Origin of the sequence: Marinobacterium sp. xm-m-383 (genome assembly GCF_013283255.1) — a bacterium.
Lineage (GTDB): Bacteria > Pseudomonadota > Gammaproteobacteria > Pseudomonadales > Balneatricaceae > Marinobacterium_E.
Window position 1 is genome coordinate 252341 of sequence record NZ_WBYT01000005.1, and the last position, 10177, is coordinate 262517.

10 protein-coding genes and 1 rRNA gene are annotated in these 10177 nt (G+C 47.7%); all 11 read left to right on the top strand.

Annotated elements, in window-relative coordinates:
• The first annotated feature begins 14 nt into the window (after window positions 1-14).
• On the top strand, window positions 15-1601 hold the full coding sequence (locus XMM383_RS10120) for an ABC transporter ATP-binding protein (protein ID WP_371744237.1): 1587 nt from the start codon (window positions 15-17) through the stop codon (window positions 1599-1601).
• Window positions 1598-2713 carry an ABC transporter permease gene (locus tag XMM383_RS10125; protein ID WP_173482280.1) on the top strand — a complete coding sequence of 372 codons (1116 nt, stop codon included), beginning with the start codon at window positions 1598-1600 and terminating at the stop codon, window positions 2711-2713. The genes XMM383_RS10120 and XMM383_RS10125 overlap by 4 nt, the downstream gene beginning before the upstream one ends.
• Window positions 2713-3687 (top strand): ABC transporter permease, encoded by a 975-nt coding sequence (locus XMM383_RS10130; RefSeq protein ID WP_173482281.1) that lies wholly within the window; start codon window positions 2713-2715, stop codon window positions 3685-3687. The genes XMM383_RS10125 and XMM383_RS10130 overlap by 1 nt, the downstream gene beginning before the upstream one ends.
• Window positions 3688-3689: 2 nt before the next feature.
• The gene (locus tag XMM383_RS10135; protein WP_173482282.1) at window positions 3690-4649 is read left to right on the top strand and encodes a nucleoside hydrolase; all 960 of its coding nucleotides are present in this window, start codon (window positions 3690-3692) and stop codon (window positions 4647-4649) included.
• 4 nt (window positions 4650-4653) lie between these two features.
• Window positions 4654-5499: an isopenicillin N synthase family oxygenase gene (locus XMM383_RS10140; RefSeq protein WP_173482283.1), complete on the top strand. Its 846-nt coding sequence runs from the start codon at window positions 4654-4656 to the stop codon at window positions 5497-5499.
• 98 nt (window positions 5500-5597) lie between these two features.
• Window positions 5598-6461 (top strand): A24 family peptidase, encoded by an 864-nt coding sequence (locus XMM383_RS10145; protein ID WP_173482284.1) that lies wholly within the window; start codon window positions 5598-5600, stop codon window positions 6459-6461.
• A gap of 39 nt (window positions 6462-6500) precedes the next feature.
• The gene (gene pssA, locus XMM383_RS10150; RefSeq protein WP_173482285.1) at window positions 6501-7265 is read left to right on the top strand and encodes a CDP-diacylglycerol--serine O-phosphatidyltransferase; all 765 of its coding nucleotides are present in this window, start codon (window positions 6501-6503) and stop codon (window positions 7263-7265) included.
• 97 nt (window positions 7266-7362) lie between these two features.
• On the top strand, window positions 7363-8355 hold the full coding sequence (gene msrP / locus XMM383_RS10155; protein ID WP_173482286.1) for a protein-methionine-sulfoxide reductase catalytic subunit MsrP: 993 nt from the start codon (window positions 7363-7365) through the stop codon (window positions 8353-8355).
• Window positions 8346-8954 (top strand): sulfite oxidase heme-binding subunit YedZ, encoded by a 609-nt coding sequence (locus tag XMM383_RS10160; protein WP_173482287.1) that lies wholly within the window; start codon window positions 8346-8348, stop codon window positions 8952-8954. The genes msrP and XMM383_RS10160 overlap by 10 nt, the downstream gene beginning before the upstream one ends.
• A gap of 90 nt (window positions 8955-9044) precedes the next feature.
• Window positions 9045-9647: a Yip1 family protein gene (locus tag XMM383_RS10165; protein ID WP_173494918.1), complete on the top strand. Its 603-nt coding sequence runs from the start codon at window positions 9045-9047 to the stop codon at window positions 9645-9647.
• A gap of 427 nt (window positions 9648-10074) precedes the next feature.
• Window positions 10075-10177: ribosomal RNA gene (locus tag XMM383_RS10170) — 16S ribosomal RNA — on the top strand; the annotation flags it as partial.

Below are 10177 nucleotides of genomic sequence, written 5' to 3' on the forward strand. Positions count from 1 at the left end.
GGTCTAACCGAGTGGTGACACAACCTATACAGGATCCCAATCGGGATCCTGTTTCTTATTCAATTCAGTTAGCGAAGATCAATAAACACTTCGGTGCCGTCAAAGCCAATGTCGACGTTGATCTGAATGTCGTCAAAGGTGAGATACACGCCATCGTTGGTGAAAACGGTGCCGGAAAGTCGACACTGATGAGTATCCTCTATGGGTTTTACGAGGCCGATAGTGGTTCTATCTATGTGGATGGCAAAGTGGTCAGTATCACTGACTCTAAACGCGCTATCGAGCTAGGGATTGGCATGGTCCATCAACACTTCATGTTGGTGGATAATTTCACGGTACTTGAGAATATCGTGCTGGGCGCTGAGGGTAGCTGGTCTTTAACGCATTCACTCGCTAAAGCACGTAAAAAACTGCAAGAGATCTCAGACCGTTATGGGTTGAATGTTGATCTGGATGCGGTGGTTTCACACCTACCGGTCGGTTTGCAGCAGCGTGTAGAGATTCTTAAAGCGCTCTATCGCGACGCAAAAATACTGATTCTTGACGAACCTACTGGTGTATTAACCCCTCAAGAGGTGGACCAACTCTTTGCGATTTTAAAAACACTTAAATCACAGGGCGTCAGCATTCTACTGATCACCCATAAGCTGCAAGAGGTGATTGCGATCAGTGATCAGGTCTCTGTTATGCGAGCTGGGGCGATGGTGGCGACCGTTAACACGGCGGAAACTACTCGTGAAGCGCTCGCTGAGCTTATGGTCGGTCGCAAGGTTCTATTACGGGTTGATAAACAAGAAGCCAATTCGGGCGCAGCGCTGCTTAAGGTGGATTCGCTAACCTGGCATGATGACGCCAATGTGCCTCGTTTGGAGGACGTGTCGTTCACAGTGAGTGCGGGTGAAATCGTTGGTGTTGCTGGTGTATCTGGCAATGGTCAGACCGAACTTCTAGGTCTGTTGTCGGGCATGCTCGATGTGCAGCAAGGGCAGATTAATATTGAAGGAGTCTGCATTGATGCTCAGCATCAAATGACGCCTAAACAGATTCGTCACCTCGGCGTCGGACATGTGGCAGAGGATCGGCACCGTGATGGTATGGTGGGTGCGTTTAGTGCAGAAGAGACGGCCATCATGGGCTTTCAAGATGAGCCGGAGTTTAATGGCTCGATTCTGCAAAATCGCTCCGCCATCACTGAGCACTGTCAGGAACTGATGAGTACCTTTGATGTTCGTCCAGTGGATCCTAATCTTAAATCGGCCAGTTTCTCTGGCGGTAATCAGCAAAAACTCTGTATCGCACGTGAGATGAACGCCGCACCTAAGGTGTTACTGGTGGGACAACCGACACGTGGCGTCGATATCGGTGCGATCGAGTTTATACATCAGCAGATTGTTGCGCTGCGTGATCAAGGAAGTGCTGTGTTAGTCGTCTCTGTAGAGTTAGAAGAGATCCTGTCGTTGTGTGATCGAGTGCTGGTGATGTCAGAAGGGCGCATCGTGGGTAATGTGTTGGCTTCAGAAACCGATGCGCGCTCGTTAGGGTTAATGATGTCCAGCTCAAGAAGCGGTGATCAAATGGATCAGCAGGGGGGGCAATCATGAGTCGTCGTGCAAAGCTCCCTGCTTGGGCAGACATTGGACTAATTCCGTTAATCAATGTCTTGTTGGCGTTTTTGTCAGCCGGTGTTGTGGTGGCTCTGATTGGTGAAAGCCCATTAGAGGCGGTGCAAGTGCTTATTCGTGGCGCCTTTGGCTATGACGAAGGGGTTGGCTATACGCTCTACTACACAACCAACTTTATCTTTACCGGTTTGGCGGTGGCCGTCGCATTCCATGCGGGGCTATTCAATATCGGCGGTGAAGGACAGGCCTACATTGGCGGTTTAGGTGTGGGGCTGATCTGTCTCGCCTTAGATCATCTTCTGCCATGGTGGGCTCTGCTACCTCTGGCTATTATTGCTGGATCGTTATTTGGTGCTGCTTGGGCGTTTATACCCGGCTATTTGCAAGCTTATCGCGGCAGTCATGTGGTGATTACCACCATTATGTTCAACTTCATTGCGTCTGCATTGATGGTCTATCTATTGGTGAATGTGCTGATTCAACCGGGTTCGATGTCACCAGAGACACGAGCGATTGCTCCCGAATCGACACTGCCGCTGATGCATGAGTTCTTTGCGTTTTTTGGGATCAAGATTACTCAAACGCCGCTTAATCTGTCTCTTTTTGTTGCACTATTGGCTTGTCTGTTTGTCTGGGTGCTTATTTGGAAAACTCGTTGGGGCTATGCCATTCGCATGATCGGTTTCAATGAGTCAGCTGCGGTCTATAGCGGAATCAATCCAAAACGAATGGTCGTCATTGCGATGATGATTTCAGGCTCTTTGGCCGGATTGGTCGCAATCAACGAGGTGATGGGGGCACAAGAGCGTGTCGGTTTAGACTTCGTCTCGGGTGCTGGGTTTACTGGCATCGCTGTCGCCTTGATGGGGCGCAATCACCCCTTGGGTATTATCATTGCTAGCCTGCTGTTTGGCGCGCTATTTCAGGGTGGGGCAGAGTTGGCGTTTGAGTTTTCAACCATCACACGTGATCTTGTTGTTGTGATTCAAGGCTTGGTCATTCTGTTCTGCGGTGCTCTGGCCTACATGATGCGTGGACCGCTGGAGCGACTCTTTGCATTGGTTTCCCGCTCAAGTCAGGAGGAGCGATAATGGAGTTTTCTGTTCAGTTAATCTCTGCATTAGATTCCACACTTCGTCTGGCGGCACCGTTAATTTTATGTGCCATGGCCGGTCTCTTTTCAGAGCGCTCGGGCATTGTAGATATCGGCTTAGAGGGCAAGATGCTAGCGGGTGCCTTTGCTGCGGCGGCAATGACGGCTGTAACGGGTTCGGTCTGGTTAGGTCTGCTTGCTGCCATATTGGTCTCAATTATGATGGCGTTACTGCACGGTTTTGCCTGTATCACCCACCGAGGTGATCAGGTGGTCAGTGGTTTGGCTATCAATATATTAGCGGCCGGTTTGACTGTTGTGTTGGGCATCGCTTGGTTCCGTCGCGGCGGGCAGACACCCTCTCTTACATCAGATGAACGCTTTGGTCCGCTAACCTGGCCGTTGAGTGAGTGGTTGTCGGGTGTGCCGCTGCTAGGGTCCATCTATACAGAGCTACTCAGTGGGCACAATCTGTTGGTCTATGTCGCTTTAATGGCGGTCCCGCTGACCGCTTGGATTGTTTTTAAAACTCGTTTTGGGTTAAGGCTTCGTGCAGTCGGTGAGAATCCGCAGGCGGTTGATACCGCCGGGATTTCAGTCGCTTGGTTGCGTTACCGTGCCGTCATTATGGCGGGTCTGCTCTGTGGTTTAGCAGGTGCTTACCTCTCTATCGCGTTGGGTGCAGGTTTCATTAAAGATATGTCGGCCGGTAAGGGTTACATCGCCTTGGCCGCACTTATTTTTGGTAAGTGGCGTCCATTCCCCGCACTCTTCGCTTGTCTTCTATTTGGCTTCTTAGAGGCCGTTGCAACCCGCATGCAGGGGGTTCAACTGCCCGTTGTTGGCGAAATCGATGTGCAGTTGATGCAGGCACTTCCTTACATTCTTACCGTTATTCTGTTGGCGGGTTTCATTGGTCGGGCGATCGCACCTAAAGCGATTGGTACCCCTTACAGTAAAGATCGAGCATAACAATGGCACAGCACAAGATTATTTTAGACACAGACCCTGGTATCGATGATGCGATGGCGATTTTTACCGCGATGGCACACCCTGATATTGAGCTGTTGGGCCTTACAACAACCTTTGGCAATGTCTCTGTTGATCAGGCTACTCAAAATGCCCTTACGCTGGTTGAGATGGCCGGCTCTGAAACGCCCGTTGCACAGGGTGTTGCGACGCCGATGATCAAGCCTCTAGCAGAATTTCCAGACTTTGTTCATGGAGTCGATGGGTTTGGTAATCTCAATTTAGCACCCCCTAAGAGAACATCGCTCCCTCAATCGGCGGCTGAATTCATTGTCGATCAAGCGAATCAGAACCCGGGTGAGATCGTTATCGTTGCGATTGGTCCTTTGGGTAACTTAGCTCAGGCGCTGCAGCTGGACCCTGAATTACCTAGCAAGATTAAGCAGGTTGTTATTATGGGTGGCGTGATTGCGAGTGATGGGAATGTCTCTCCGGTAGCTGAGGCTAATATTCTCTCTGATCCGCACGCTGCCGATAAAGTGATGGCTGCGGCTTGGCCTTTGGTCATGGTAGGGCTCGATGTAACTCATCAGATTATGTTGCCTCGATCACTGTTTGATCGTATTGCTAAAGAGAACGCCAAGGTGGGTTCATTTATGCAGAGTGCGGCTAAATTCTACATCGACTTTTACTCTAGCGTGCGGAATATTGATGGCTGCTATTCGCATGACGTTTCGGCCCTCGCTTATGTTGTGCATCCTGAGTTATTTGAAACGGTTTCAGGCCCAATCTGTGTTGCGACAGAAGGCGTTGCTATGGGTCAAACCATCATGAGTCGATTTGGCATACCCTATATGCTGGATTATTGGAAAGATCGTCCTGATCAGATGGCCTGCATGGGTGTTGACGATGCTGGCGTGGTCGATTTTTTCGAAACAGCAATGACAAACAGTTACTGGAGCTAGTGGTATGTCGAATTTTTTAGAAGCGGTCGATTATCAATCGGAAGGTGCCAGCGAGGCGTTTGTGAAATCGCTGCATGAGACCGGCTTCGGCGTCCTCAAAAATCACCCTATTGCCGAAGCGCAGGTTCGAGCCATTTATGACCATTGGCAGGCCTTTTTTAATAGCGATCGCAAATCTGACTTTGACTATAACGTCGGTACTCAGGATGGCTTTTTCTCCAGCAAAATTTCTGAAGTGGCGAAAGATCATACAGTTAAAGACATCAAAGAGTATTTTCACTACTACCCCTGGGGGCAGTGCCCTGAAGATTTGCGGGAGGAGTTACAGGCTTACTATTCTCAAACCAGCTCATTAGCCTCTGAGTTGCTAGGCTGGGTCGAAGAGTTTAGCCCTGAAGAGGTGAAAGCAGGCTACCGTGAGCCACTACCCAACATGATCAATGGCAGTGAGCAGACGCTGCTCCGTGTGCTTCACTACCCTCCCTTTGATGGTAATGAAGAACCAGGTGCTATCCGTGCGGCCGCACACGGTGACATAAACCTGCTAACGATTTTGCCGGCGGCCAGTGAGCCAGGTTTGCAGGTTCTCAGCAAAACAGGTGAGTGGCTTGATGTACCGGCTGAGTTTGGTAATTTGATCGTGAACATAGGCGATATGCTGCAAGAGGCATCGGCAGGTTATTTCCCGTCGACCATACATCGAGTGATCAACCCTGTTGGTGGCGCAACCAAAAAATCGCGCATCTCACTGCCGTTGTTTCTTCACCCTAGACCAGATGTGGTTCTATCGGATCGATACACAGCGGATAGCTATTTAAAAGAGCGGCTCAAAGAGTTGGGCGTTATCTGATCCTAAACCCGGCAATGTTCGGGTTTTTTTAGCGCAAAAATATCTGGAATATTCTTTGCATGCTAGGATAACTGGATGATCAATTATAAGGCGATGCAATGAGCGCTTATCTATCGACCCTAGAGTCGATCTATCTCCCTGCAGTGGTTATGTTTTCTCTATTGGTTGGCAGCTTTCTGAATGTTGTGATTCATCGCCTGCCGATTATGATGATGAATAGCTGGCGCCGTGAAGCCGCTGAATTCTTGGATCAGCAGGAGATAAGCGATGATCAACCTATCTCATTGTCTCAGCCACGCTCACGCTGCCCTCAATGCGGACATGCAATACGCTGGTATGAAAACATCCCAATCCTCTCCTATCTGTTAATTTTGAAAGGGCGCTGTTCAGGATGTGCCAGTTCGATCTCTATGCGTTACCCAATGATCGAAGGGTTGACGGCTGTAGTGGGTCTCACTATTGCGCTCTATTTTGGCTTTACTCTTCAGATGTTGGTGATGCTGTTCGTCAGTTACTCTCTGATTGTCTTGATCTTTATCGATGCAGATCATCAGCTGTTGCCCGATCAGATCACCTTGCCCCTTCTTTGGGCGGGTCTACTGGTTAATCTGGTATTTGGCTGGGTCCCGTTGGACTCTGCAGTGACTGGTGCGATGCTTGGCTATCTGGTTCTTTGGCTGGTGTTCTGGCTGTTTAAGTTGGTAACAGGTAAGGAGGGTATGGGCTACGGCGACTTTAAGTTGCTGTCGGCTCTTGGGGCTTGGGGTGGCTATGCGATCCTTCCCGGAATTATTCTGATCTCATCCGTTGCGGGTGTTATCTATGCACTTGTCGGCGCGTTGTTTGGTCGTCAGGATCTCACTAAACCCATGCCGTTTGGCCCATTTTTAGCCTTAGCTGGATGGCTGATGTTGATTTGGGGTGATCAAATTAATCAATGGTATCTGTCGCTTCTTCTATAGATTCGTTAGACTTGCAGCATATTTTTTAAGGGCTTAAACATGACTGACCAGATTGACCCAGAGACGTCTGACGCGACCAGTGAAGATAGCGTAAAGCGACCTCGTGGTATCTATTTGTTACCAAACCTATTTACGACGGGAGCACTGTTCTCAGGTTTCTATGCTGTCATTTCGGGCATGAACGGTCATTTCACTGCAGCGGCAGTCGCCATTTTTGTTGCTATGATTTTTGATGGTTTAGATGGTCGTGTGGCTCGAATGACAAACACACAATCTAAGTTTGGCGCTGAATACGATTCGCTGTCAGATATGGTCTCTTTCGGTGTGGCTCCCGCTCTGGTTAGTTTTACTTGGGTATTACAGAGCTTAGGAAAGTTTGGCTGGGTGGCTGCCTTTATCTACTGCGCCTGTGCTGCACTTCGTTTGGCACGATTTAATACTCAGATTGGCTCTTTGGATAAACGCTACTTTATGGGGCTGCCGAGCCCAGCGGCGGCGGCAACCATTGCTGGATTGATCTGGTTTATGACTGAAAAGGGGATAGACCCAGCCCCATTTGCTTGGTTGATCGCACTCTATGTGGCGCTCATTGGTCTCTCTATGGTGAGTAATGTTCTCTACAACAGCGGTAAAGAGATCAACTTAAAAGGGAAGATCACCTTTGTAAAAATGATTGTGATCGTACTGGTTGTCGCCTTTCTAGCGACAGATCCTGATCTCTACCTGTGGCTTATCTTTCTTGCTTACACTGTATCAGGCCCTATTCAATGGCTGCTTAGAAGTAGAAAACGACAAGCAGAGTAATACATCATTAGAAAGCCACCTTCGGGTGGTTTTTTATTTGTAAGGCATTTGTCAGCTTAGCGACTAATATTAGAGGTATAGCGATAGGAGATTAATTATGTTGATCGGTAAGCCTTCCAAAATTCTAAGCAGTGAAATCACATCTGAATCGGTCTATTTTTCTAGGCGTTCGCTATTGAAAGGACTGGGTTTGGTCGCAGGTGCTGCTTCGATGCCTAGCTATGCGCTGACACAACCCAAGAGTTCCGATCTGCCACTCTATCCTGGTCCTGACTGGTTAAGACCGAAGCTCGAAAGCGCAAAGACAACTTGGAGCGTCGATGAAGAGTTAACGCCTTACGATTCGGTCATTACCTACAACAACTTCTACGAGTTCGGCCTCAATAAAGAGGATCCGTATGAGAGAGCTCAGAATTTTAAGACAGACCCCTGGCAGGTTGAGATAGTGGGTGAGGTAGAGCGCCCGGGTATCTATAACCTGGAGGATCTTCTTGCAAAAGTGGACATAGAAGAGAGGATCTACCGCTTTCGATGCGTAGAGGCATGGTCGATGGTCATTCCTTGGCTCGGTTTCTCTCTGGCTTCACTGATAAAGCAGTTGAATCCAACTTCAAACGCTAAATACGTTGAGTTTGTCACGCTTGAAGACCCAGAGCAGATGCCGGGTCAGCGTTCACTCTTCAGTACCATCGATTGGCCATACAGAGAAGGGTTAAGAATAGATGAGGCAATGCATCCACTGACGTTGTTAGCGGTCGGTGTTTATGGTCAAGCGATGCCTCCACAGAATGGCGCGCCGCTTAGGTTGGTAGTGCCTTGGAAATATGGCTTCAAAAGTATTAAGTCTATCGTGCAGATTCGATTCAGGGAGACCATGCCGCAAAATACTTGGCGCTTAACGGCTTCTCAGGAGTATGGCTTTTATGCCAACGTCAATCCGAATGTAGATCACCCTAGATGGTCGCAAGCGACAGAGAGAAGGCTACCATCATCACTGTTTAATCCGAGAATCATAGAGACTCAAATGTTTAACGGCTATGAAGAGGTCGCACCTCTCTATGCTGGGATGGATCTCTCTAAATGGTATTAACCAGCAGGGGCTTATCTAGACGGCTCATCTGGATAGCACTTTTTACGTCGTTGGCCTTACCATTGATATGGCTGGTCTACTTGGCCTATAGCAATCAGTTGGGAGCTGATCCAGCGAAAGAGCTTGTCGATGAATTAGGGCAGTGGGCAATTCGGTTTTTGATCCTGACACTCTGTGCATCAACCTTCAGTCGGCGTTTGAATATAAAGTTTTTGCTGCAACATCGGAGAATGGTGGGGCTGTATGCACTCTTTTATGCGGTGCTCCATCTTTTGGCGGTATCGACCTTTATTCTTGGCTGGCGTGTTGATCTGCTGATTAGAGAGTTAACGGATAGGCCCTATATTATGTTGGGTATGGCTGGGCTTTTGTTGCTCATCCCTTTGGGAATTACATCCACAAAAGGGTGGCAGAAAAAATTGGGTCGTAAATGGACAACGCTTCATAAATTGATCTACCCAGCAGCTATGCTAGCGCTGTTACACCTGGTACTACTAATAAGGGCAAGCATTTTAGAGGCGATGATCTATACGCTTTTAATATCTCTACTTTTAATAGAACGATTGTTTAGAAAAAGAAAGCCTAAAAAGAGAGAGTGAACTAACACATAAATCCCAGACGTATCCTATATTGAATGTGTTGAATCAATAAAAACAAACTCAAAGTTCAGCTTTGAAAGGAGTGTAACAATGATTCTGCAGCATCTTTCGGGTGTATTCTATCATCCATTAAAAGAGTGGAAGTCAATTGATGAAGACTCTTCACTAACACTAAACAACGTCATTATTCAGCTGGTATTACTGGCACTTATACCACCCGTATCTCTATTCATAGGAACTACCCAGGTGGGATGGAGTGTCTCCTATGGTGAATATCACCTGTTGGCAAGTGAATCTGCCTTTGGAGCAGCGGTAGCATTTTACATTGCTATATTAGGAGTCATCGCCGGGTTAACTTATAGCATCCGATGGATGGAGAAAACCTACGGTGCCAACGCGGGTGTTGATGAGTGTGCGCGTTTAGCGCTATACACTGCAACGCCGATGTTGCTGGCAGGGCTCATTGGACTTTATCCAATGTTATGGATCTGCGTGAGTGTCGGAATGTTAGCGGTAGCTTTTAGTGTCTATCTGCTCTACACAGGAGTACCCGTCATAATGCATATTGAAGAGGAGAGAGCGTTTATGTTCTCTACATCAATATTGACGGTTGGTCTTGTGGCGCTTGTCACCATTATGGCTGCGAGCGTCATTCTGTGGAGTACAGTCGTACCGCTAACCATATTAAGTTAAATTTATTTCCCTCAAGGGTTGACGCTCTGTTCAACCTAAGTATAATTCGCGCTCTCGATTACGGAGTCACACCTGATTACAGGTTGATCAGTAACCGAGAGGTGCGAATTAACTGTTTGTTTTTTAAGCAAATAATTGAAAGTTTTTGACGCAAAAGACAGTTTTTAATTTTTCAAAAAATATTAAAAACTTGTTGACATGTGATGATGCAATCAATAATATACGCACCTCGCTTGAGACGAGTGCTCAAGCAGCCACCAAGAGATCGGTGGCACGCTCTTTAACAATTAATCAGGTAATGCGTGTGGGCGCTTGTTGAGGTTGAGCATAAAAGCTTAACAAGACAAGCAACCTATATGTGAATTCATTTAGCGTAATGTTTTTCTTGAGCAAGATTTAGATGGTCATTTATGACTGTCGAACTTTTTAACTGAAGAGTTTGATCATGGCTCAGATTGAACGCTGGCGGCAGGCCTAACACATGCAAGTCGAGCGGTAACAGAGAGAAGCTTGCTTCTTTGCTGACGAGC

Excerpts from the sequence above, each read along its gene's own strand:
- XMM383_RS10125 (WP_173482280.1), top strand. The coding sequence starts at position 1,598 with ATGAGTCGTCGTGCAAAGCTCCCTGCTTGGGCAGACATTGGACTAATT.
- XMM383_RS10130 (WP_173482281.1), top strand. The coding sequence starts at position 2,713 with ATGGAGTTTTCTGTTCAGTTAATCTCTGCATTAGATTCCACACTTCGT.
- XMM383_RS10135 (WP_173482282.1), top strand. The coding sequence starts at position 3,690 with ATGGCACAGCACAAGATTATTTTAGACACAGACCCTGGTATCGATGAT.
- XMM383_RS10140 (WP_173482283.1), top strand. The coding sequence starts at position 4,654 with ATGTCGAATTTTTTAGAAGCGGTCGATTATCAATCGGAAGGTGCCAGC.
- XMM383_RS10145 (WP_173482284.1), top strand. The coding sequence starts at position 5,598 with ATGAGCGCTTATCTATCGACCCTAGAGTCGATCTATCTCCCTGCAGTG.
- pssA (WP_173482285.1), top strand. The coding sequence starts at position 6,501 with ATGACTGACCAGATTGACCCAGAGACGTCTGACGCGACCAGTGAAGAT.
- msrP (WP_173482286.1), top strand. The coding sequence starts at position 7,363 with ATGTTGATCGGTAAGCCTTCCAAAATTCTAAGCAGTGAAATCACATCT.
- XMM383_RS10160 (WP_173482287.1), top strand. The coding sequence starts at position 8,346 with ATGGTATTAACCAGCAGGGGCTTATCTAGACGGCTCATCTGGATAGCA.
- XMM383_RS10165 (WP_173494918.1), top strand. The coding sequence starts at position 9,045 with ATGATTCTGCAGCATCTTTCGGGTGTATTCTATCATCCATTAAAAGAG.